The following is a 23,776-nucleotide window of genomic DNA, read 5'->3' as shown; positions in this document are numbered from 1 at the left end:
ACTGATATAACATAACAGAGAAGGCATCGGATAACCGATGCCTTCTTCTATATAACTGATATAGGATTTACTTCTTCACATAATCTACAATCCAGTCACCGACTTCCGATGTAGAATATTTTTTACCATCTTTCGAAGTTATATCTTCAGTAACAACGCCTGCATCCATCGAAGCTGCTACTGCCTGACGGATAAGCGCGCCTTCTTCATGCAGATCGAAAGCATATTCAAACATCAGCGCTGCCGATAATATTGTTGCCAGCGGATTAGCTATATTCTTGCCTGCTGCCTGCGGATACGACCCGTGTATAGGTTCGAATACAGATGTATGGATACCGATAGATGCCGATGGCAACATGCCCAGTGAGCCCGTAATAACAGATGCCTCATCGGTAAGGATATCTCCGAAAAGATTTTCAGTTACAAGTACATCGAAACGTTTTGGCCATTGTATAATCTGCATAGCGGCATTGTCTACAAACATATATTCGGTTTCCACATCCGGATATTGCTTTTCTATTTCCTGTGCAACCTGCCTCCACAAGCGGGAAGTACAAAGTACATTCGCCTTGTCCACTACGGTAACCTTCTTGCGGCGCATACGGGCGTATTTATAAGAAAGGTGCAGTATGCGCTCTACTTCCTCACGTGTATACACACAGGTATCGTATGCAGTATCCCCATCTTCGCTACGGCCTTGCGGACGTCCGAAATAAAGTCCTCCTGTAAGTTCGCGGATACACATAAAGTCAGCTCCATCTACCAGGTCGGCACGTAGCGGGGATTTGTGTATCAAAGAAGGAAAAGTAGATACAGGACGGATATTTGCATACAATCCCAGTTTCTTGCGCATAGCCAGTAAGCCTTGTTCGGGACGTACTTTCGCTGAAGGATTATTGTCATATTTAGGGTCGCCTATAGCTCCGAAGAGTACAGCATCGGACGACATACACAACTCATGTGTTCCATCCGGATAAGGATTGCCAACCTGATCGATAGCAGTGGCTCCAACTACGCCATATTCATAACTAAGTTCATGCCCGAATTTTTCACAAATGGCTTCTGTCACTCTCAAAGCCTGCCCGATGATTTCGGGTCCGATCCCGTCGCCGGGAAGTACTGCGATGTTCAATTTCATACGATAATTTTGTTTTTAAAGAATGTATGGAAACTCGCATGACAAAATTATCATTGTCTTTTGTGCATTGCTATTGGCTCTGCCGATTTTGCAATTCACGCTCGTTTTCATATGTTTTACTTTAGGTAATTTTTAAATATATGTTTTGCTCCTTCTATCATCGAACCCGAATATCGTCTCATACTATCGGCAAGAGATCTATTCTGTTCTATTTTATTGCTTATACTATTATCCGATAGTTCATACAACAACTCCCTACCTGACGATAAATCGCTTATATAGTAATAATCGTTCCCTAAGCAGCCTAGTTTATCATCCGATGTAAAGTATATATAGGGGCGTCTATCCTTCAATAGATCAATCCCGAAGGTGTTGTATGCCGGGGCTTTATCTATTAGTCCCATTAAAGTGGCATATACATCTATCTGTCCACCCAGATCCGATACGGTTCTAGCCTCATTCTCAAATAGCGGCGAATAAATAATCAACGGGATATGAGTTAATGATAATGGTATATCATATTTCTGTTCTTTAACTTTGCCATGATCTCCCAGAAAGACAAAGATAGTATTATTATACCAATCTTTTTTTGAGATCTCGTCCATAAATTCCATTATACAATAATCCGAGTAAGACATTGCTGCCTGATCTTCTGGTATGCCATTTTTCAGAAACTCTCCCGGTAATGCATAAGGAGGATGATTACTTATTGTCAATATATTCGCATAAAAAGAGATTCCTTCCTGACACACAGAATCCATTTTAGATAAAGAAAAGTCAAACAGATATTTATCAGAAACTCCCCATATACCAACTTGTTCTGATGACGGATAATCTTTCACGCCAAAGCATTCATCGAATCCATTTAAAGGAAGAAAATAATCCAGGTTATCAAAAGCAAGGCTATTTGTTACGAAAAACAAATTTTGATACCCATACCTCTTTAAGTCATTTGGCAAACCATGGTAAAGCGGAACTGCTTTCCTCGTATTATTATATTTTTCATCTTCGTAACTTACATGATTAAGTTCGATAGGTGCTTTCATCGACATCACAACATCAAATATAGCTGGAAATCCATATAAACTAGAAACTATCCCCTGATTGGTATGAGTCCCCTGAGAATATATATTGTCGAAATAGTAAGATTTATTTTTAAGTTCGTTTACATATGGCATCAAAGGCTTTGCTCCAATAGAATCATTCAGATAATCAGAAGAAAAAGATTCTATTAAAACCATCACTATATTAGGTTGTTTTAGAGTATCGCTAGTCATAACACCCTTCTCGTAATAGTTTCTGTCAACAATGTTAAAACCAAGTTCCTCATTGATCAACTCCAAAGAATCATATTCATTCTCCAAACTTACCGCCTGTGCTGACACCGGAGTGTTCAATAAATAAAAAACAGGATTCACGACCATCTGACAAAGCATAAGCTGATTACAAAAGTATGAATCGGCCAAAACTAACCGTTTGTGTATTAACCCCCTTGTGCCAAGAAGACAAATACACAAAAAGCAAAACAGGATAGGTATGTAGAACTTTAAATCTCGTTTATCCACATTTCCTTTAAATCGTCTTAGCACATATTGCCGTATCTTAATAACAAAAAAGATAAAGAATACAACGACAAAAAGGTAAAGCAATAAATAAGCAAATAAAGAATTATCATCTACAATCATCCCATACGTTTCGACCGAATATCCCAGCCAGTTAAAAACAGAGAATCCGATATGCTTATTAAAATATTGAAGATATGGGATATCCGCTGATGATATGGCAAAAACAATGATCCCCACAATAATAAAATATGCATTAACTATTCTGAGTACACCTTTATTAAATCTATTGAATAATGCCAGTACGGTAAGAATTACTAAAGGCAGAACCATTATGTAACACGTTATTACATTATCGAAACGCAGCCCTTTAGTAAATATAGCCAAAGTATATGTTGTCCTTAAAGAATCGTCGACACTTTCCAAATATACCTTATTTTGTATAAAAGAGATAAACCGAAACAAACTAAACAAAGCCAGGAATAACATATGAATAGACAAGAGATAAACCAATACTCCTATAAATTGACTATTTAATTTATTTTTTATCCTGTCCAACATCTTAATTATATAATCCTTATTTTATCCAAAAGCACCCGATATAACAAATTTTCTCTCTTTACATATCTTCTATCATGTTCAACATCTTTTCTGTAGCTTTTACAGCTGCCTCTGTCTGGTCGGCATCAAGCCCCCTGGTCTTAAAACTCTTCCCATTAAACTCCCATGTGATGACAGTCTGTACCAAAGCATCGGTACGCCCGCCCGGCGGGATATAAACGGCATAGTTAGTCAATGTAGGAGTCGGCTTATTCAGGCGTGAATATATTTTCCACAATGCTTTTGAAAACGCATGATACTGTCCGTCTCCGGGCGCTGTCCATTCATGCTCCTGTCCGTCGATTTCGATGCGCACTGTAGCCGTCGGACGCAAACCTTTGGTAAGGAGGAATGCGAATGAAAGTATTTTTATACGCTTTTCCTTCTCATTATTCTTCAATACATCGGAAATGATATATGGGAGGTCGTCCTGTGTAATGATCTCTTTCTTATCTCCAAGTTCGATAACACGGTTGGTAACCTTCATCATATCCTCCTCATCGAGTTCTATACCAAGAGCCTCGATATTTTTACGAATATTGGATTTTCCTGACAATTTACCTAAAGCATACTCCCGTACACGTCCGAAGCGTTCCGGGAACAGGTCATTATAATAAAGGTTATTTTTATTGTCGCCATCGGCATGTATTCCGGCACACTGTGTGAAAACATTATCTCCCACAATCGGCTGGTTAGCAGCAATATTTATCCCCGAATAACTTTCCACTACACGGCTTACCTTGTTCAGTTTATCCTCTTTTATAGAAGTCTCCAGTTTCAACTGGTCATGGAATACGGCGATTACACTGGACAACGATGCATTTCCTGCACGTTCGCCCAACCCGTTCATCGTCACATGCACACCCTTTACTCCCACCTCAGCTGCCACCATTGTATTAGCTACAGCAAGGTCGTAATCGTTATGAGCATGAAAATCGAAATGCAGATTCGGATAACGGTTTATCATCCGACGGCAACAACGCCATACACTGTGCGGATTAAGAACACCTAACGTATCGGGAAGCATAAACCGCCTGATAGGTAAATCTTTCATTCCGTCCATCATAAAATACACATAATCTTCGGAATTCATTATCCCGTTCGACCAGTCTTCCAGATAAACATTAACGGTTATACCCATCTTCTCGGCAAGCTCGACTTCGTATCTGATATCCTCCAGATGTTGTTCCGGAGTTTTTCTCAATTGTTCAGTTACATGCTTGTACGAACCCTTTGTCAAAAGATTTATAGTACGGCAACCTGTGTCTTTTATCCAGTTGAGGGATGCACCCTTATCTATAAAACCTAATATTTCAATTTTATCTATATGCCCGGTTGCTCTTGCCCATGAAGCAATTTTCTTTACAGTTTCAAATTCTCCATTCGAAACCCGTGCTGAGGCTACTTCAATACGATTAACCCCCAGATCGACAAGGAGCAAATGTGCTATACTCATCTTTTCCTGAGCCGAGAACGACACTGTAGATGTCTGTTCCCCATCTCTCAGGGTAGTATCCATTATTTCTATCATAATTAATTTGCGAGTTAGCAAATTAGCAAATTAGCAAATAAAGGCATATGCTAATTGACTAATTTTCAAATTTTCGAATTGACCTCATATTCCTCTGTCATCTCTTTTTTAGAGAGCAGATAGTCTATATCGTCCAGTCCTTTCAGCAAACATTCCTTTTTGTAAGGATTGATCTCAAAATTCTCCGATTTTCCGGTTGCATTATTTGTTATTGTTTGCTTTTCCAGATCAATCGTCAAAGTGGCTTTTGGATCTGCATTTACACATGCAAATATTTCCGCCAAAAACTCAGGTGTAACCACTACCGGAAGTACACCATTATTCAGTGAATTATTTCTGAAAATATCGGCAAAGAAGCTCGACACTACTGCTCTGAAGCCATATCCGGCGACTGCCCATGCCGCATGCTCGCGACTGGAGCCACTCCCGAAATTCTTTCCGGCAACAAGTATTTGTCCGCTATAAGTAGGATTATTTAGAACAAAATCAGCTTTCGGACTTCCGTCTTTATTATAACGCCAGTCTGCAAACAGGTTGTTGCCGAATCCTTCTTTATCAGTCGCTTTCAGGAAGCGTGCAGGTATAATCTGGTCTGTGTCCACATTTTCGATAGGTAGTGGAACGTATGTCGATGTAAGTGTTTGAAATTTTTCCATAAAAATCAATTTGTAAATTAGCGAATTAGCATATTAGCAAATGCCTGCTTCGGTAATTTTGTTATTATATGTTCTAAATAATATCACTGTTTATCATTTAATTTTCGAATCTGCTAATATTCAAATTTGCTAATTATTTTGATTTAGCTGTTCCGATAATCTTGTTCATAATTTTTTGTATAACTTTTATATCTTCTAATAATTGAGAATTAAAGGGATAATTTTCGGAACTTTCGCATATCAGTAACCTGTACTCTGTTTCATCAGCTTCCTTAGCCGCAATCTTCAGCTTATGAATAAAGTCTATTTTACTCTCTCCATTTTGGGCTTCTCTAACATTGGCTCCGATAGAAGTTCCGCTTTTTAATAATTGGTTAGCTACAACAAATTTCTTTTCCTGCTCCAGAATTTCCACAAAAGAAATAATATCCAAAGCAAACTTAAAAGATAAATCCACTATAACATTTCCCGTTTCCCTCATCGTTTAATTTTCAAATTTGCTAATATCCGAATTTGCTAATTAATTTTTCTCGGATCGGTGATCTTACCTGTAATCGCCGCTGCTGCCGCAACCAATGGCCCGGCCAAAATAGTACGCGCGCCCGGACCCTGACGGCCTTCGAAGTTACGGTTTGATGTAGATACAGCATATTTACCCGCCGGAACTTTATCATCATTCATAGCAAGACATGCAGAGCAACCCGGTTGACGAAGTTGGAAACCTGCATCTGTAAGTATCGTATCCAGTCCTTCAGCTTTTATCTGGTCAGCCACTTTATGACTGCCAGGAACAAGCCATGCGATAACATTATCTGCTTTTTTCTTACCTTTTACAAAGTTGGCAAATGCACGGAAGTCTTCGATACGTCCATTTGTACAACTACCAAGGAATACATAATCGATAGTTTTACCCTCAACCTTTTCTCCCGGTTTGAAGCCCATATAATCCATTGATTTCTGAAAAGAAATACGACCGGCTTCATCGATATCGTCCAATGTAGGGATTGTTTCATTTATACCCATGCCCATACCCGGATTAGTTCCGTAAGTGATCATAGGTTTTATATCGGCTGCGTCGTAAGTCAGTTCTTTATCAAATTTTGCACCGTCATCGGTTTTCAATGTTTTCCAGTAAGCAAGTGCCTTGTTCCATTCTTCACCCTTAGGAGCAAATTCACGGCCTTCCACATAGGCAAATGTTGTTTCGTCCGGAGCAACAAGTCCGCCACGCGCACCCATTTCTATGCTCAGGTTGCAAAGGGTCATACGTTCCTCCATTGACATATTGCGGATAGCTTCCCCTGCATATTCTACAAAATATCCGGTAGCACCGCCGGTTGTCAGTTTCGAAATCATATAAAGAGCCAAGTCTTTCGCAGTAACACCTTCTCCAAGTTTACCGTTGAATGTTATGCGCATTGTTTTAGGGCGGGTCTGCAACACGCACTGTGATGCTAATACCATTTCCACTTCGCTGGTTCCGATACCGAAAGCAATTGCTCCGAAAGCACCGTGAGTAGATGTGTGGCTGTCTCCACAAACGATAGTCATACCCGGTTGAGTAAATCCGTTCTCAGGACCGATGATATGTACAACCCCATTTTTCTGGTGTCCCAGAGGGTAGTACATATCTATACCGAATTCCTTTGCATTTTTAGAAAGTGTATCCAGCTGATTCTTCGATATTGGATCTTTTACGGGTTTATCCTGATCAATAGTCGGCGTATTATGGTCGGCTGTAATTGTTGTTTTATCTGGACGAAACACAGACAATCCTCTTGCACGCAATCCATTGAAAGCCTGCGGACTGGTAACCTCATGACAGAAGTGTCGATCGATATACAACTGTGTTGGCCCGTTCTCTACAGAAGATACGACATGCGCATCCCAGATTTTGTCGAATAAAGTTTTCATGCTTAAAATTCTATTTTTGTTGATCTAATTTTTTAATTAGTTTTCGCCCCAGGTTTTGCCCCGGAACTTCTATTAATCTATATGTAATATTGGAAATTATAAAACTCACTGCGAACAGGCAGATATAGCCTAAAATAAAACAAAGAGAAGCGGACAAACTATCCGTTATTTTCTCTTCTACCCAACGGAAACAACCAAACATATTGAATACCGTCATCATAGCAAAATGTACCAAATAGAGACTAAAGCTCACTTTCCCTATAGCCGCCAGTATCTTATTCGAAAATAATTTATATGCCTTCCGAGATAGTATAATAAGCAATAGGAAGAACACAATGCTATATAAAAAATCATAAGATATGGACGTATAGCAATATATCAATATTGTTGCAGCCAGTACAGATAAAGACGATAGCTTTATTTTCATTATCGCTTCCTTATCTGCAATCAGCTGGTATGCCAGCATTCCTAATGAGAATACAGGTAATTGCGTTATAATATAATATCCCAGAAAGTTATTTATATCTGCACTCGTACCTCGTAATAAAAAGTTTGCAATCGTAGAAATCAGCAAAGTTACCAATGTGAATATTACAAACTGATTAATATTCTTGAGTTTGGCAAACAAAAATGGGAATATTGCATAAAAAGTAAATTCCACAGTTATCGACCATCCTCCCGGTACATAGTGATGAATATACTCCGGAAAAAAGCCATTTACAAACAATAGGTTTAGTATCAATTCTTTTTTGGGTAGATCTCCCCAATCTATATTTGCAAAATCAAAACCTACAAAATAAGCAAATGTAAAATAGACTATCGCCAAATAATACATGGGAGCTATACGAAAGAACCTGCGTATAAAAAAATTCCGGTTTGCATGTTCTTCATATTGCCGTTTCTGATGAGACATCATCAATGTAAATGCGCTTACGACAAAAAACAGATTTACGCCCAGATGTCCGTTTGCCATAAACTGGAAAGCCGTTGGTGAAAAATAAGAGATAGACGGAGTAATACCTTCTATAAACTGTACATGCACAAGTATAACCAATAATATGGCTATCCCCCTCAGGCTGTCTATATATTGATATTTCTTGGTCTCTACCTGCATTGCTTATTTTACAAATTTATTTACAGCATTGATAAAGGCTTCTGCCGAAGCTGCCACAATATCGGTATTTGCCGAAAAACCGTAATAGTTCACACCTTCGTGTTCTACCTGCATATGCACTTTACCGATATCATCACTTCCCCGGTTTATGGCCTGTATAAGGAATTCCTCAATTACAGTCTGGCGGCGGATTATTTGCTTAATAGCCTTGATCGCTGCATCTACAGGCCCGTTACCTGAAGCAGAGGCTTCAAATTTTTCACCTGCGATATCCAAACCTACATTGGCTACGTTACGCACTCCAAGACCGGATAATACTTGCAGGTAATCCAGTTTGATACGTCGCATTTTATCCGTTTCTTTCCCTGCCAAAATCAGTACGTCTTCATCTGTTATATCTTTCTTTCGGTCAGCTAAGTCCAGAAAGCGTTGATACATTTCGGCCAATTGATCATCATCGACTTCTATACCCAGCAAATTTAGTCTATTTTTCAATGCTGCACGTCCGCTGCGGGCAGTCAATACGATTGCATTATCATCGATACCCACATCTTTAGGATCAATAATTTCATATGTAGAGAGATTTTTCAATACTCCATCCTGATGTATACCCGATGAATGGGCGAAAGCATTTCTGCCCACGATAGCCTTATTAGGCTGTACCGGCATATTCATCAGATTGGAAACAAGACGGCTTATAGGATATATCTTCTGAGTATTGATATTCGTCTCAATATTCAATTCCTTATGACTTCTGATAGCCATCACCACTTCTTCAAGTGAAGTATTTCCTGCACGTTCTCCGATACCATTGATTGTCACCTCTACCTGGCGCGCTCCGTTAAGTACCCCCATTATGGAATTGGCTGTAGCCATACCTAAATCCTGATGACAATGTGTAGACAGGATTGCATTCTTCATATCCACATGATCTATCAGGTATTTGATTTTTGCGCCATATTCAGTAGGCAGACAGTAACCCGTTGTATCTGGTATATTGACAACTGTAGCACCTGCATTCACCACTGCTTGTACCACACGGGCAAGATAAGCATTATCCGTACGTCCCGCATCTTCAGCATAAAACTCGACATCTTCTACAAAGCGTTTTGCATATTTTACACATGCCGCTGCACGTTCAAGTATCTCCTCCTGAGTAGAGTTGAACTTATATTTAATATGGTATTCTGATGTACCGATACCTGTATGTATCCGCTTTTTCTTAGCATACTTCAATGCTTCGGCTGCTACTTCAATATCCTTTTCCACGGCACGTGTAAGAGCACATATAGTAGGCCAGGTTACGGCTTTAGATATTTCCACTACCGAATTGAAATCACCGGGGCTGGATACGGGAAATCCGGCTTCGATAACATCAACACCGAGCGATTCGAGGGCTCTGGCTACTTCGATTTTCTCGATAGTATTCAACTGGCAACCCGGTACTTGCTCTCCATCTCTCAATGTGGTGTCAAAAATAAATAACTTGTCCATAACTTTTCTAATTGATTTAGTATACTGTTTGTTTTACATAAAAAAAGCCTTTCTCATCTACTGAAGAGTGAGAAAGGCCCTGTTTTTTCTTTATATTATTTCTTACATAGCAATGCTCACCCTAAATTTCTCCAGAGGATAATGAGTGAACTAATAATAATATTACTATGCATCGACATAAGTTTCATTTTTCGATTGACAAAGTTATTCCATTTTTTCGGAAATACAAATAAAAAGATTCCTTTTTTGATATTTTGTGACATTTATACATTGCCGTACTATCAAAAATATTGTCTTATCTTTGTATAGATAATTAATTCTATTTTTCATAATGACTACTCCATTTAAAGACTATCTCAACAAACATAATTATACCCGTTTCGATCTCAAAGCCGTACTATTCGATATGGATGGCGTTCTTTACGACTCCATGAAATGGCATGCCAAATCGTGGAAGGAGACAATGGACGAATTCGATATTCCCAGTACTCCCGAAGAGTTTTACCTGTATGAAGGCATGGTCGGCAGCAAAACCATCAATCACCTGATGAACAGGGAAAAAGGAAGAGACGCCACTAAGCAAGAAACGGAGACCATATATAAACGTAAAACGGAACTCTTTACCAAATACAATGACGGGGCGCTAATTCCTTTTGCCTATGACTTTGTTAAGGCAGTGAACGAAGACGGTCTTATGCCTGTACTTGTCACCGGATCGGGGCAACCTACACTTATCAACAAGCTGGAACACAACTTCCCCGGATTATTTGCCAGGGACAAGATGGTTACAGCCTTCGATGTTAAGCACGGCAAGCCACATCCCGAACCTTACCTGATGGGGTTGAAAAAAGGCGGCGTACTAAATCCAAACCAAGCCATAGTCATTGAAAATGCACCCCGCGGCGTGGAAGCGGCTGTAGCTGCCGGAATTTTCACGATTGCCGTCAATACAGGCCCGATGCCTGACAAAATATTGATTGATGCCGGAGCGGATATCGTATTGCCTTCGATGAAAGTATTATACAATAATTGGCCTGAATATTACAAAATATTGAAGGAGGATTGATTTTAACTTAAACAACTATTAAACCTAAAACAATTTGTCCACCAGAACGTTAGATTGATATAACAAATATAATATTCACAATCATGCTGGATGGAATTATAGATCTTGTAAAAGATCAGGCTCTGGGAGCCATCACAAACAATGCAGGCGTGCCTGCCGACAAAAAAGAAGCTGCCGTGGAAACCACTACCTCTGCGGTTGTAAACGGATTAAAGGACCAATTAACCCCTGACAACTTATCTAACATTCTCGGAATGTTTAGCGGAGGCTCAACTAGCAGCAGTAATCTGACTTCAGGCCTACAGTCGTCTGTAGTATCTGCATTGAGCGATAAAGTAGGATTAAGTCCGGCTGTGGCCAATAGTATTGCATCCACCGTTATTCCCGCTATTATGGGACTGATTTCTAAAAAACATAACGACTCGAATGACTCGTTCAGTTTAGAATCCCTGGTAGAATCTGTTACCGGCAAGCAAGGTGGAGGTATACTTGGAGCATTGGGCGGTTTATTCGGTAAATAACCCGGTATCTCATTCACACATAAAGCAATTCCTCAAAGGAGTTGCTTTTTTTATTACTCGCCTTACACAGAATAGGATATCGACAAACGCTTATTATCAATAAATACAGTAAGCCTGTATTCATTGTCCGATATATAATCAATCGCCGTCTGCTTTTCTATAATCTTACGGTTCAGTCTGTACTTCGACAGGAAACCCCTATCCTGCCCTATCTGATACAACAATTGCTTCCGCTGCTTCTTATCCATCACATCCGTCCAAAAGCCCTGAGGCCTGCGAGTAAAGTTATTATAGTAATCTGTCCGCAAACATTCGAACAAATCAATATCTTTCGATAACAGGAAATTATGCAGATAACGGAACAAGTCCTCCAACTGATAGCCACGGTGAGGTAGATTATACAACTTATAGTATTGCCCTATTTCGTCGAATAATTCAAAATAACGCCCCTGATAATAAGTCCCGAACACCTCGTTCATCGTAAGGGGAAACCTTCCGCTGTTCCAGAATTTCTCCAAGGCGTGCTCCGCGTCATGTATACGGTCCAGTTCCAGCCTTGAGATATCCGCATTATACTCTATTTCGTAAGGTGCCTGCATATCGTATTTGTAGCCATATTGCGAAGCCTGCTTCCTCAAGTTCGTACCCCGCAGCATTTTCAGAAAGCCGAGTTGTACCTCCTTTGCCCCCAATGAAAATACATCATTGAACGATTTTGTAAAACGCTCCAAAGTTTCATAGGGTAGTCCGGCTATCAGGTCGAGATGCAGGTCTATTTTACCTCCATCCATTATTTTCTTTACATTACCTGCCAATAGCCGAAAGTCTTGCCTGCGCCTTACAGCAATATTCGTAGGCTCATATGTGGACTGAATACCTATTTCGAAACGGAAAAAATCCTTAGATAAAGTTGTATTCAGATAGTCAATCGTTTCGTCCCTGAGCAAATCGGCATATACCTCAAACTGACAACTAAGATTCGGGCGGTAATTCTTGATCAGAAAATCAAATACAGTATGTGTATGTTCCTTATTCAGATTGAAAGTACGGTCGAGAAACTTGATTTGCTTAGCACCGTTATCTATCATATACCCCAGATTCTCCAAGATATATTTTTGGGGATAATAACGTACCCCTTTCTCAAGCGACGACAGGCAATACTGGCACTGGTAAGGGCACCCGCGCGATGTTTCGAAATACACCATCCTGTTTTTCATATCTCCCCTGTCCTCTTCCAGCATGTATGGTGAAGACAACGTTGCAAGTTTTTCCAGATCAGCCTGTACAATTACGTTACTGATATGTTCGGGGGATGATACCCCCCTTATTTCAGCTGCATATCCCGCCTCGATAGCAGTTAATAATTCACCCAGCACAAACTCTCCCTCACCTCCTATCACATAGTCGATATTCCAGTGATGAAGGAAAAAGTCCGGTTCATACATTACTTCCGGCCCTCCCAGAATAATAGTTAGTTCCGGCTTTTCTTCTTTCAGTAACGAAATCAGTTCTCTCGTCTGCTCCACATTCCAGATATATACACTTATACCTATCACATCGCAGCCACTATCCAGCAATTCTTCCGCAACCTTTCCTATCGGCTCTTTAATCGTATATTCTTTGAATGAAATATCAAAGCGGTCTTTGTTAGCCACATAAAGCCAACGAAGAGCCAATGAAGTATGGATATACTTAGCGTTAAGAGTTGTGAGAATTGTTTTCATGCGACAAAGGTAAGAGTTTTTTCAGTTATCAGTTAGTATTATACTCTCGCAAAGGCGCAAAAAATACTTTTCGTTTTTCAAGTCTTTACTTTTCTTTTTTCACTTCTATTAACCATATATAGTTAAAAAGTAACAAATGTAACAACTTTTACAATGAACGGTCAACAGTCATCAGTCAACAACTCGTAAAATGTAAAACCTTTGCGCCTTCGCGTCTTTGTGTGAAACAAAACAGGGCGTAGTCAACCCGTAACTGTAACTGTCCGAAGGGCGAAGTAACCTGTAACTATTTCAAAAAAGTAACAAAAGTAACACCCTTTTAGCTATTATCTGATAGCTGTTAGCCAATAGCTTATGTACAAAACTTGACAAACCTGACACTTTTCTTGTTTTTCTCCTATCGACTTTTTACTTATTACTTAAAACTTTTCAAAGAACTATCAGTTGACAGCTAAAGGCTATCCGCTAAATATATAGATAAATATATCCCCCGAAAAAACAAAAAGCCGATACTAACTAAAGTACCGGCTCAATGCTATATTTATTGAATTCTGATATTAACCTACCTCAACAACCAAGAATTTAGTCAGGCTCCAGAATCTCTTATAGTCAGTTACTTTTATAACCACTTTACCGCTTGCATCTTTATCCAGTGTATAGCTATCTTTCGGATGGTCTGACAAAAGTTTAGCTTTCTTGTCATATACAGGAATACTTTTTGTATCACGTATATCAACCTTTATAAACTTACTTTTTTCAATACCTTCGTTCAGTATTTTGTTTGATGCAAGGAAGCCTCCTGTTACAACTTTAGCTTCTTTCAGTTCTTTTGAAGTACCGAACATATAATAAGCAGTATTCAGCTCCTTATCTTGTTCCTTGATTTTAGATGCCTGTTCAGCTGTCTGGGTAGATAAGTTATCCACATTTTCAGTCAACGACTTCACATCAGTCTGCAATGACGCAATCTGAGCATCGCGTGTAGCAAGAGACGACTGCAACTCAGATATTGTGTTTGCTCTTTCTGTCAATTCTGCATTCAGACGCTCGATAGTAGATTTCAGACCAGACATCTGTCCAGAATTACCTTTCAGACGTTGATTCAACTTATCTATATCCGCTTTATTCTTTTTCAGAATTTCATTTATCATTTCAAAATTGTCTCTGACACGGGTTTTTGTGTCATTCGACATTTCACCTTTCGATTTGGATTCTATAGTCAGATATTTCTCGGCTTCCCTTATCTGTCTGAAATTTTCCTCCACATCGTTTATCAGGCTGTTCATTTCAGCCAATTCAGTGTTCCCCTGAGCACTAACCTGCAACAAGGAGTCCCGTTGGGCTTGTAAAGCCTTATATTCATCCGAATTTTTTACGTTACATGAAGCTAAAGCTAATAAGCAGAAGCATCCCATTAATAATTTTTTCATATACAAATATTTAACTTGTTAGTTTTATTATCTAATTTATTCATCCATTTTTACCGGACAGGACTATAACAAACTCACCACGTGGTTCGTTCACCGAAAAGTGAGATATTAGTTCCGCCAATGTTCCACGGCACGTCTGTTCATATACCTTCGATATCTCGCGGCAAGTAGCGGCATACCTGTCCTCCCCCATATATTCCGCCAATTGGGTCAGCGTTTTTAATACCCTGTGGGGAGATTCGTAAAACACAATAGTGCGGGTTTCTTCTGCCAGAATTTTCAGACGGGTCATACGTCCTTTCTTTTGTGGCAGAAATCCTTCGAAACAGAATCTGTCGCACGGGATGCCCGACGATACCAGTGCCGGAACAAAAGCTGTAGCGCCCGGCAAACACTCCACATCAATGCCGGCTTTCACACACTCCCTCACAACCAGAAAACCCGGATCGGATATACCGGGTGTACCTGCGTCGGACACCAATGCAATGTCTTCTCCTGCATTGAGTCTATCCACGATATGCGATACTGCTTTATGTTCGTTGAATTTATGATAAGATTGCATTTTGTTCTGTATGTCGAAATGCTTTAAGAGGATACCTGTAGTACGTGTATCTTCTGCCAGTATAAGCGCAGCGCCCTTCAGTAGTCGCACGGCTCTGAACGTCATATCCTCCAGGTTACCTACCGGTGTAGGTATGATGTATAACTTTCCCATTTCCTTTCTTTCTATGCAAACTTACACGTTGCAAATATACGAAAAAAATAACCCACCATATACAAAACGTAAATTATGTGTATTTGTTATGAGCCTGTCTAAATTTTATTCGTTCAGATTTTCAGAACTATTTTTAGAATGATTTTTTCTTTTTTGAAGTGCGAATAGCGGGCTATTCAAGCTGAAAAAAGGGGAAAATCGGATAAAAAGAGACTGAAAATGAACGAAAATAGTATTATAATAAAGTATTCATATAAAATTGAAACAGGCTCTAAGTCCTGTCGATAATACATTTTTCCTCAATGGAAATCCCAAAAAGGGCAAAATCATATTTCACGGGATCGGCAGCGTCCAGCAATCTGAGATTACCGGTTAGCTCCAATGCAGCCTGCCAATCGGGCTTTTCGCGATGCAGTAAACCCAGCTTGCGGGCAGTACGTTCCACATGCAGATCGAGCGGGCAAATCAAATCGTCGGGCTTAACTTTTTTCCATAATCCGAAGTCTACTCCATTATTATCGCTACGTACCATCCAACGCAGGTACATATTGAGACGCTTACATGCCGACCGACGGGCAGGTGAAGGTATGTGCTTGCGTGTACGCTGAGGGGCATCGGGATGAGAGAAAAAATAGGATTCGAAATGGTTGAGCGCGTCTTCAACAGTCATATTCCCGTCCGGAAAGAATGCGTCCTCAAAGCTATTATATTCAGCATAGTGCCGCTTCATAAAATGAATACAATATAATAAATCCGTATCATTGAATGTGCGGTGCTTAAATTCCAACACTTTTTTCAGATCGGAGTCTTTATGTTGCATAATAAACTCATAGGGTTTGTTATCCATTCGCTGAGCCAACTCCCTGCATTTATTGATAATCGTCTTGCGTTGCCCCCAGGCAAATATGGAAGCAAAGAATCCCATTATTTCCTTATCCTGTTTCGACGCAAAGCTATGCGGGATGCAAACCGGGTCGTTAGCTATAAATTCCGGAGTATTGTATTGCTCAACCTTTTTATCTAAAAATTCCTTTAAATCAAGTATATGTATATCCTCCACTTATTCATTTTGTTAAAAAATTCAGGATACAAAGGTATAGTTTTTTACAGATATTACTTTATCATAATAAAAACAGGGAATAACTATTTAGCTATTCCCTGTCCTATTTCTCTATTTCAGATTATTCCTTATCTGTCTACTCTTAAGAAATCCCCATTGATATCGAATTCCAATTCTATATTGTTATTCAGACCTATTTCATAACCATAATTTTCTTTGTTTATCTCATCTATAAAGTTCTGAGAATAGTTAGCGGCAACATAAGCAGGTATTGCCTCCGGAAGAAGGGAAATAACACTCTCCGGTAATTCTTTTCCGTATCCATCCACATCATCCCAATCACCTGACAACGTAAATTCCACGTCATATCCGTTAGTAAGATATACATCATCACTATCATTGTCTTTTTCCACTAATCTCACCTCCTGTCCCGGGAAATGGGTCTGGAGAAATGCCTGTGCATTTGCAGGCAACTCTTTTACTGTAATAACAGTGTCATCATCGTCGTCTCCACATGCGATAAACGCAAATGACGCTGCCAACAAACTCAATGTAAATAATACTTTTTTCATTTCACCTCGTTTTTTTTTATTAATCCAATATTTCTTTTACAAAAGTTCCATTCTCTCTGAATGTAGCTTTTATTTCCATCTGCTCCTTTTTCATTTCTATCTGATAAAATGTTTCCTTCCCTTTTACAATTCTCTTAATATCATCGAATTTATAATTCGGATATTTAGCCTCTGCACCATTTTTTACGATTGCAGGCAACCCTGATTCCCTGATCTCGTGTACATACATTAGTAAGCCGGCATTCTGGTCATAATATGCTTTATAATCTGTACGCCCTATTTCAAAATCGGCTTCGTAGACATTTCCGGCAGCTTCCCACTCTATATCCCTTGCTTTCGGGAAATCTTTGATGAACTGCTGTTGAAGAGCTGCCGAAGGTCGTATATCCTTCGAATATGAAGTTTTATATGCTCTGATCATACCGTCTACTTCTGTATCTGTATATTTTGACGAGATGGTTGGCTGTGCTGCTGTAAACTGAAAAGATAAGATACTGATAAGCAATAAAAAAAGCGTTTTTGTAATAGTTTTCATAATCTGTCATTTAGTTATTCCTAGAAATTATATTACAAATATGCTAACCCAAATCTGAAAAGAATTGGGAAAAATCGTTTTTACAATGTAAAATTATCTTAAACAGTAATATTCAGGCTAGGCAAGTGTCAGGGTGATTATATGCTTATTATCCTTATATCTGTAATGTATGGGAATATTATAAATAGTTGTAATCGATTTGACAATCGACAGCCCCAAGCCGGACGACTTTGAGTCATTGTTCCCCGAAACATAACGCTCGAAGATGTCCATATCGTCACCTATAGCTGCCCCGGTATTAGATATAATAATGGAGCCGGCATTAAAAGTCAAAAAGATTTTACCTCCTTTTATGTTGTGAAAGACTGCATTCTTTACCAGGTTATTGGCTAATATATAGGCAAGATCCTTATTTATATGTATAATAGGATTACTGTTCTTCTCCTCTTGCACCTCAATTTCTTTATGCTCAATAAGGTCTTTGAAATCACCCAGCACTTCTTCGAAGACATTCGCCATGTCAACCTGTTCATTTTCCTTAAACTGCTTATTCCTTATTTTAGACAATAACAGCAAGCTACTATTGAGGCGGCGCATACGGTTCAGGCTATTGAGAATGACATTCATTTCCTCTAATTGCTCCTGACCGAGACGTCCGTCACTCATCAGAAGTTCCATTTTACTGATAACGATCGTTAGAGGGGTTTGTATTTCATGCGAAGCATTTTCTATAAAGTTCTTTTGCTCTGTGAAAGCTCTTATATTTTCTTCCAATAAACCTTTTACCGACTCATTCAATTCACTATATTCGTATATATCGGTAGATGGCAATTCTATCATGCGCGTATTATCCAGCCGGAATCCCTTCAAATTATCCAGTAATTTATAGAATGGCTTGTTGCTCCTGTGTATAACTACCTTGATAACAATAGCGATAGCCAATCCCAAAGACAGCCATAAGGCAAGTAGCAAGATTAGCATATTCTTTATAAGATCATCGCTTTCGACAGTCGATGTAAAAAACTTTAACCTGTAATACTGCCCATCCTTCTCGCAGAAGAATGCCGTGGTGAGCATGCGTACTTCTTCCTCCTCTTCTTCGGTTATGAAATAAACCCTGGAATCGGTATAAATTTCCTTGAAATCTTTAGCCTCATCATAGCTTATTTCTTCAACAATAATATTCAAAGGGTTATGTTTCTCCATATCCGATACAAATCCCTCCGAATGATTCGCCTTGTATATAAACTCTTGCCTCAGGTTATTCAGCCCCTCGTCTATTCCGTCATGTATTTCTTTCATCTGTATAAAGAAATAGACTACAGACCAGACAAGCAGGATCAAGATAAAAATACCCGATAGCCTGAAGGTTATATGATTCACCAGTTTCATACCGTCATTTTATATCCTACACCATAAACATTCTCCAACATAATACCAGCATTACTATCCTTCAATTTCTTACGCAGGTTTTTCATCTGAGCATATACGAAATCAAAGTTATCAGCGGAATCGATATTATCGCCCCATACATGCTCTGCCAAAACTTCTTTCGTTATCAGTTTGTTTGTATTCATTGCAAAAAAGCTCAGAATATCAAATTCCTTGCGGTTAAGCCTCAACTCCTGGTCATCTATATAGACAAGATGCTTATCGAAATCAACAGAAACATTACCCAGCTTCAATACATTGCTGCCATCGAGCTGTTTCCGCCTGAGTACAGCCTTTATCCGGGCATGCAGTTCCGCCAAATGAAAAGGCTTGGTCAGATAGTCGTCCGCACCTAGATCCAGTCCGGTTATTTTATCTTCCAGCGAATTCTTAGCAGAAATAATAATAGTATTGCCTGTTATCCCCGTTTTCTTCATCTCTTCCAATATCTTCAGTCCACTACCTCCGGGTAACGATATATCCAGCAAGATACAATCATACTCATAAAGTTGTACTTTTTCGATACCTGATGCATAGTCCGTCGCCTTTTCCACTATATAACTTTCTGATAATAAGAATGACTCTATAGATCTCAGTATCTCATATTCATCTTCGACAATAAGTATTTTCATATTCTCCTGATTATTATAGACAATGAAAGTATGTATTACAGTTCTCAAATATAGCGAATCTCTGTGAGATTTAGTTTTTAAAAAAATTAAACCTTTCAAACAATCCAGTGTTTCAAGGGTTAAAATAATAGTTACAAAAACTGTTTATTCATCTAATATTAACTAATTTTGAAATAAAAAACAAAAGAAATATGCTACTAGACATTATTCCCGGAGACACGCTCCAAAATACAGAATTATCGGTATCTGCCATCGACAATTTCCTAGACAAAATATTCGATCATGCCGTAACTTTAGGCTTGAAACTGATTGCGGCTACAGTAGTCTTTATCATTGGACGATGGGTGATTAAATGGCTGAGAAAATTTATTGACCGTTTTCTGGAAAGGCGTCAGATTGAGGCCACCGTTAAAAGCTTTCTCGACAGTCTGGCCAATATCACATTACAACTTATTTTGTTCTTATTGATAGTGAATATATTGGGACTTTCAATGACATCCTTTGCCGCTATTCTTGCCGCCGTAGGTTTAGCTGTGGGTATGGCCATGAAAGACAATCTATCCAACTTTGCAGGAGGAGTCATGCTACTGATAAACAAGCCATTCAAGGTAGGAGACAGAATTGTAGCCCAAGGGATGGACGGAGCAGTACAAGCCATAGGTATTCTCTACACGATACTTCTCACCGGGGATAACCGTACTATTTACATACCGAACGGCCCCTTGTCTACCGGGACTATAACCAACTACTCTACTCAAAAAGAAAGGCGTATAGATATTACATTTACCCTGGGCTATGGAGCAGACGTAGATGAGGTAAAATCGATCCTCCTGTCTGTGATTAAGAATAACTCATCGGTCAAAAACACACCAGCTCCGTTTGTTGGTGTTACAATGTTGAATAATGGTACAATAGACGTTACAATCCGGGTATGGGTAGATAGCGGGGATTACGCTGCCGTAAATGTAGACCTGAACGAAAAAGTATATGCTGCCTTCCGCGAAAATAGCATTTATGGCCCGGCTGTTACAAGCATCAAAATGCTCAAAGATTAAAAAACATTAAAAGTCCTCTTTATATCTATAAATCGCATATAGGCATTTTCTATTCAAGAAGAAAAAAGGTAGTTTTGTACCAGGTAAGAAATGTCTATATATTATATAATAAATCAATAATTTTTAAAAAGCTATGAAAAGGCAGAAATTAAAGCTATTATTTTCATTAATTGCTCTGGTTGCTATACTAGGAACATCTTGTAGCAAAAAAACGATGACCCCGTTAGCAAATTCTTTATTCACAACTAACCCTTCTCCTCTCGAATTAGTAGGCACAAAAGTACCGGTGACAATAAACGGACGTTTCCCTGCCAAATGGTTCGAAAAAAGTACTTCTGTAGTTGTTACCCCTGTATTGAAATACAGCGGAGGTGAAGCTTTGGGCACTTCTTACACTTATCAAGGCGAAAAGGTTGCAGGAAACGGTACTGTTGTTAATTTCGAAAGCGGTAGTGCTATAACACTACGATCAGAATTTGACTACACACCTGCAATGAAGAAATCAGAATTATTCTTAAGATTCGATTTCACAAGAAACGGCAAAACTGTAGCTGGCTTCCCTGATGTAAAAATTGCTGACGGCGTAGTTTCTACTCAAGCTCTTGCCAGTGCTGCAACAACTACTCCGGCTGTAGCTCCTGACGCTTTCCAGCGCATTATCAAAGAGGCATATGATGCAGATATCATGTTCCTTATCCAACAAGCTGAATTGCGTTCAAGCGAATTGAATTCTACAAATCTTGCCGCATGGAAAGATTTGGTTAAAGAGGCTGACTCTAATGACCGTAAGAATGTAAATGTAGAAATATCTGCCTATGCATCACCTGACGGAGGATATGAGTTGAACGAAAAACTTGCTGAGAAACGTGAGAAAAACACAACAGATTATCTATCAAAAGAATTTAAGAAAAAGGACATAGATACTGAAATCAATGCAAAATATACTGCTCAGGACTGGGACGGTTTCCAAAAATTGGTTCAGGCTTCAAGTCTTCAGGACAAAGATATCGTATTGAGAGTTCTTTCTATGTATCCTGATACTGAAACAAGAGAAAAAGAAATCAAAAATATCTCAGCAGTATATTCAGGATTAGCTGAAACAATCCTTCCTAAGCTTCGTCGTTCACGTCTGATTGCCAATATTGAAGTTATCGGCAAGACTGACGAAGAATTGAAGAACGCTGCGAACTCTGACCTTACCGGTCTTACTGTAGAAGAGCTTCTTTATGCTGCTAATTTGGATGGAACTTCTAAAGAGAAGATATATACTTATGTTACTCAGAAATTCCCTAACGACTACCGCGGATGGAATAACCTAGGTGCTTATTACTATACAAACGGTCAGGACAGTAAAGCTGTACAAGCATTCAACAAAGCGGCGCAGGTATCTACAAAAGCTCCTGAAGCTAATATGAATCAGGCTTTGCTTTCTCTTGCCGATGGCAATACCGCTAAAGCGGAACAACTGCTGGGTAGCGCTTCCGGCGCTAATACTCTGGGTGAAGCACTCGGTTTATTATACTTACAAAAAGGTGATTACAACAGAGCTGTACAGTCTTTTGGCGATGCTAAGACAAACAATGCTGCTCTAGCTCAGGTATTGACCCAAAACTATAACAAAGCACAACAAACATTGGATGCTGTAGCTAAGAAAGATGCTACAACATATTACCTGTCAGCTATAGTAGCTGCCAGAACAAATAATACATCGGGTGTTGTTGGTAACTTACGTTCTGCATTAGACAAAGGATTTTCAACTTCTGAAGTTCTTAACGACATCGAATTTGCAAAATTCCTTACTAATTCTGATGTGAAAAACATGCTGATCAGATAAGGTATTAACAGGTTTTGAAATATAGAAATAGCAGTAGGATTTTTCCTGCTGCTATTTTTTTACTCTTTACTGTAGCTCATATTTTTCTGACATCTACAAACAAGAAGGCCGGAGAATAATACTCCGGCCTTCTCACTTATTTTCGAATAATCTCAGACTTATTTCACTTCCCACACATCCTTAGCCATCAGATAATCCCTTAACTTACGCACAGGATTCTTCGCTTGCACATCTTTGATCTGATCTGCCACCCCCTGGTCATATGTAGGCCCGTCTACATCGCGGATAACACCTAAAGCCAAAGGCAGTCCGTTTTCGGGAGACATCAGCCCTAATTTCATATGCAAAGTATCATCCTGCATAGTAGCGTCGTGAACAAGGACATCATCTATTGTAAATCCGTTTTGTCCGATAATCACATCTTTGATCTGCCATCCGTCCATAACAAGACCTTTGTCTTTATTGGCACCGAACAACATTTTTTCTCCATGCTTAAGTAATATCGTACGCTCGGCTCTCCATGCTTTATCTACAATATTGTCGTGGATAGCGTCGTTAAATATCACACAATTCTGGAGGATTTCCACAACAGACGTACCTTTATGCCGTGCCGCATGCGTCAATATCTCGGTAGTATTTGCCAGATCGACGTCGATACAACGGGCAAAGAAGGTCCCGCGAGCGCCTAAAGCCAGTTCAATAGGATGGAACGGATCTTCTACCGTACCATACGGAGAAGACTTTGAAACGAATCCCCTGTCGGATGTCGGGGAAAATTGTCCTTTCGTTAACCCGTATATTTTATTGTTCAACAACAGGATATTTATATCCACATTACGGCGAACCGCATGAATAAAGTGGTTACCGCCGATTGCCAGGCAATCGCCGTCACCGGTAGCCAACCATACCGATAATTCAGGTTTTGCAGTCTTCACTCCTGTAGCCACAGCAGCCCCACGGCCATGAATAGTATGGAAACCATATGTATTCATATAGTAAGGCAGACGCGAAGAACAACCGATACCTGAAACCACAGCCGTCATATGCGGCAGTATATCCAGTTCGGCCATTGCTTTATATAAACAGTTGAGAAGAGCGTGGTCTCCGCATCCCGGACACCAGCGTACATACTGATCGCTTTTATAATCTTTGGCCTGATGAGATGAGGCCATCTTTACATTTACATCCATAG

The 23,776-nt window shown here is 39.4% G+C and carries 21 protein-coding genes; 4 read left to right on the top strand and 17 right to left on the bottom strand.

The window, feature by feature from the left end; genetic code table 11:
• Positions 1-67 precede the first annotated feature (67 nt).
• The 8 genes from leuB to QZL88_RS18280 form a co-directional block, all read right to left on the bottom strand.
• Positions 68-1,138, bottom strand: a complete 1,071-nt coding sequence (gene leuB / locus QZL88_RS18315; protein WP_296943683.1) for a 3-isopropylmalate dehydrogenase — start codon at positions 1,136-1,138, stop codon at positions 68-70.
• Positions 1,139-1,254: 116 nt separating this feature from the next.
• A complete protein-coding gene (locus QZL88_RS18310) occupies positions 1,255-3,033 on the bottom strand; it encodes an LTA synthase family protein (protein ID WP_296943680.1) in 1,779 nt (592 codons plus the stop codon).
• Between the two features lie 286 nt (positions 3,034-3,319).
• Positions 3,320-4,831: an alpha-isopropylmalate synthase regulatory domain-containing protein gene (locus QZL88_RS18305; RefSeq protein ID WP_296943678.1), complete on the bottom strand. Its 1,512-nt coding sequence runs from the start codon at positions 4,829-4,831 to the stop codon at positions 3,320-3,322.
• A gap of 65 nt (positions 4,832-4,896) precedes the next feature.
• Positions 4,897-5,487 (bottom strand): 3-isopropylmalate dehydratase small subunit, encoded by a 591-nt coding sequence (gene leuD / locus QZL88_RS18300; protein ID WP_296943674.1) that lies wholly within the window; start codon positions 5,485-5,487, stop codon positions 4,897-4,899.
• A 133-nt stretch (positions 5,488-5,620) separates the two neighbouring features.
• Positions 5,621-5,968, bottom strand: a complete 348-nt coding sequence (locus QZL88_RS18295; protein ID WP_296943672.1) for a four helix bundle protein — start codon at positions 5,966-5,968, stop codon at positions 5,621-5,623.
• A 35-nt stretch (positions 5,969-6,003) separates the two neighbouring features.
• A complete protein-coding gene (leuC, locus tag QZL88_RS18290) occupies positions 6,004-7,401 on the bottom strand; it encodes a 3-isopropylmalate dehydratase large subunit (RefSeq protein ID WP_296943670.1) in 1,398 nt (465 codons plus the stop codon).
• Between the two features lie 10 nt (positions 7,402-7,411).
• Entirely contained in the window at positions 7,412-8,515 is a 1,104-nt protein-coding gene (locus QZL88_RS18285; protein ID WP_296943668.1) for an acyltransferase, read from the bottom strand.
• A gap of 3 nt (positions 8,516-8,518) precedes the next feature.
• Positions 8,519-10,009 (bottom strand): 2-isopropylmalate synthase, encoded by a 1,491-nt coding sequence (locus QZL88_RS18280; protein WP_296943666.1) that lies wholly within the window; start codon positions 10,007-10,009, stop codon positions 8,519-8,521.
• A gap of 331 nt (positions 10,010-10,340) precedes the next feature.
• Here QZL88_RS18280 and QZL88_RS18275 point away from each other — a divergent pair, with 331 nt between their 5' ends.
• Both QZL88_RS18275 and QZL88_RS18270 read left to right on the top strand, forming a co-directional pair.
• Positions 10,341-11,075 carry an HAD-IA family hydrolase gene (locus QZL88_RS18275; RefSeq protein WP_296943662.1) on the top strand — a complete coding sequence of 245 codons (735 nt, stop codon included), beginning with the start codon at positions 10,341-10,343 and terminating at the stop codon, positions 11,073-11,075.
• An 83-nt stretch (positions 11,076-11,158) separates the two neighbouring features.
• Positions 11,159-11,596 carry a DUF937 domain-containing protein gene (locus tag QZL88_RS18270; RefSeq protein ID WP_296943659.1) on the top strand — a complete coding sequence of 146 codons (438 nt, stop codon included), beginning with the start codon at positions 11,159-11,161 and terminating at the stop codon, positions 11,594-11,596.
• A gap of 62 nt (positions 11,597-11,658) precedes the next feature.
• Here the strand turns inward: QZL88_RS18270 and QZL88_RS18265 are convergent, their stop codons facing one another.
• From QZL88_RS18265 to QZL88_RS18230, 8 genes are all read right to left on the bottom strand, one after another.
• Positions 11,659-13,320, bottom strand: coding sequence for a radical SAM protein (locus tag QZL88_RS18265; protein ID WP_296943657.1), 1,662 nt, complete (start codon positions 13,318-13,320; stop codon positions 11,659-11,661).
• 557 nt (positions 13,321-13,877) lie between these two features.
• The gene (locus QZL88_RS18260; RefSeq protein WP_296943655.1) at positions 13,878-14,750 is read right to left on the bottom strand and encodes a hypothetical protein; all 873 of its coding nucleotides are present in this window, start codon (positions 14,748-14,750) and stop codon (positions 13,878-13,880) included.
• Between the two features lie 40 nt (positions 14,751-14,790).
• Positions 14,791-15,465, bottom strand: coding sequence for a 16S rRNA (cytidine(1402)-2'-O)-methyltransferase (rsmI, locus tag QZL88_RS18255; protein ID WP_296943652.1), 675 nt, complete (start codon positions 15,463-15,465; stop codon positions 14,791-14,793).
• Between the two features lie 271 nt (positions 15,466-15,736).
• Positions 15,737-16,525 carry a TIGR02757 family protein gene (locus QZL88_RS18250; protein WP_296943649.1) on the bottom strand — a complete coding sequence of 263 codons (789 nt, stop codon included), beginning with the start codon at positions 16,523-16,525 and terminating at the stop codon, positions 15,737-15,739.
• 128 nt (positions 16,526-16,653) lie between these two features.
• Complete coding sequence (locus QZL88_RS18245) at positions 16,654-17,097, bottom strand: PepSY-like domain-containing protein (protein WP_296943605.1); 444 nt, start codon at positions 17,095-17,097, stop codon at positions 16,654-16,656.
• 19 nt (positions 17,098-17,116) lie between these two features.
• Positions 17,117-17,632, bottom strand: a complete 516-nt coding sequence (locus QZL88_RS18240) for a hypothetical protein (RefSeq protein ID WP_296943604.1) — start codon at positions 17,630-17,632, stop codon at positions 17,117-17,119.
• A 117-nt stretch (positions 17,633-17,749) separates the two neighbouring features.
• On the bottom strand, positions 17,750-19,024 hold the full coding sequence (locus QZL88_RS18235; protein ID WP_296943601.1) for a HAMP domain-containing sensor histidine kinase: 1,275 nt from the start codon (positions 19,022-19,024) through the stop codon (positions 17,750-17,752).
• The gene (locus QZL88_RS18230) at positions 19,021-19,695 is read right to left on the bottom strand and encodes a response regulator transcription factor (RefSeq protein ID WP_296943598.1); all 675 of its coding nucleotides are present in this window, start codon (positions 19,693-19,695) and stop codon (positions 19,021-19,023) included. Before QZL88_RS18230 ends, QZL88_RS18235 begins: the two co-directional genes overlap by 4 nt.
• A 191-nt stretch (positions 19,696-19,886) precedes the next feature.
• Between QZL88_RS18230 and QZL88_RS18225 the strand changes: the two genes are divergently transcribed.
• Positions 19,887-20,750, top strand: coding sequence for a mechanosensitive ion channel family protein (locus tag QZL88_RS18225; protein ID WP_296943594.1), 864 nt, complete (start codon positions 19,887-19,889; stop codon positions 20,748-20,750).
• Between the two features lie 133 nt (positions 20,751-20,883).
• Complete coding sequence (locus QZL88_RS18220) at positions 20,884-22,584, top strand: hypothetical protein (protein ID WP_296943591.1); 1,701 nt, start codon at positions 20,884-20,886, stop codon at positions 22,582-22,584.
• A gap of 158 nt (positions 22,585-22,742) precedes the next feature.
• Here QZL88_RS18220 and QZL88_RS18215 read toward each other — a convergent pair whose 3' ends face one another.
• Positions 22,743-23,774 (bottom strand): 2-oxoacid:ferredoxin oxidoreductase subunit beta, encoded by a 1,032-nt coding sequence (locus tag QZL88_RS18215; protein WP_296943589.1) that lies wholly within the window; start codon positions 23,772-23,774, stop codon positions 22,743-22,745.
• Positions 23,775-23,776: the final 2 nt, after the last annotated feature.

Source organism: uncultured Dysgonomonas sp. (assembly GCF_900079725.1).
GTDB lineage: Bacteria > Bacteroidota > Bacteroidia > Bacteroidales > Dysgonomonadaceae > Dysgonomonas.
Note: the sequence above shows the minus strand (reverse complement) of the source record. Positions and strands in the feature narration are given on the sequence as shown.